The sequence below is a fragment of the Pseudolactococcus chungangensis CAU 28 = DSM 22330 genome, assembly GCF_002441885.1.
GTDB classification, from domain to species: domain Bacteria; phylum Bacillota; class Bacilli; order Lactobacillales; family Streptococcaceae; genus Pseudolactococcus; species Pseudolactococcus chungangensis.
In genome coordinates this window covers 1-970 of the sequence record NZ_JXJT01000062.1, presented here as the reverse complement: position 1 = coordinate 970, position 970 = coordinate 1, and the positions used below count along the sequence as shown (strand labels likewise).

Below are 970 nucleotides of genomic sequence, written 5' to 3'. Positions count from 1 at the left end.
GTTCATTGCTGACCATTTGATTTCAACTTTAGCAGAAAAAGCAAAGCATAATTTTTGTGCTTTGCTCATATTGATATGATAACTTATCTTTTATTTTATAATTCTAAAGCTATTTTTACTTCTGCTAAAAGCTGTTCATATTCCTCTTTATCTTCAGGACTTTCAGAAATTCTTTCGTCAACAACCTCAGCTAAATAATTGTAAAATTCATCAAAATCAAGATATAGATTTTCTTCTACTGGAGCTGCTGGTGGAATAGCTGAAAGTAACACTTGTCTATCCTTAATTTCTGACAATTCTTGTTGATATTCATATGGATCATCAATCAAAACTTCTTTGAATATAAGTTCCATATAACCACCGCCATCATCTCCATAACCTATTTTTTTAGCAAATTCTTTTAAACTTCGTTTATGGATAAAAGTTTTATACCCTATAAGTAATGTTTCTTTTTCTTTTTCATCTAAGACTGTAATTGGCATATATTACCTCTTCTATTTTAGTATAGGATAGAAATTAGTTATTTTTCCATCCCTAATGTATCCTCTAAACCTTAATCCATTGCTGGACACCCCATCTATAAACTCCCCATTATTACCACTTATAACTCCGTTTTCTAGAGCCTCTTGTCCCCATTCATATATTTGTTTATCACTAATAATATTGGGATTGTAAATAGTTTTTGGTTCTTTAAGAATTTTATATTCTGGTGGCGCCAATGGTTTCCCATCAATCCCTTTTTTAGGAATTTCATAATATACTTCTTTAATCCCTGGAATACTTGGATGAGGTGTTTCTGAAACAATTCTTCCACCTACATCGTCTAAGCTTCCTAAAAAAGCATTAGCATTATGACCGCCACTAATTCCTGTCCTACTAAATCCCTCCACATTCTTCAAATGATTTGCTGCATTAGACCCTATCGGAATATCGTCCAGTTTATTGGCAATTCTCTCAGCCTCCCACATCT

General features: G+C 32.7%; 2 protein-coding genes. Both read right to left on the bottom strand.

Going from position 1 to position 970, the window contains the following annotated elements:
• Window positions 1-95: 95 nt before the first annotated feature.
• The gene (locus tag RR45_RS10885) at window positions 96-482 is read right to left on the bottom strand and encodes a hypothetical protein (protein WP_031365946.1); all 387 of its coding nucleotides are present in this window, start codon (window positions 480-482) and stop codon (window positions 96-98) included.
• Window positions 483-494: 12 nt separating this feature from the next.
• Window positions 495-970 (bottom strand): CdiA family toxin C-terminal domain-containing protein (locus RR45_RS10880; protein ID WP_072353583.1); only part of this gene is annotated, 476 nt, incomplete at its 5' end.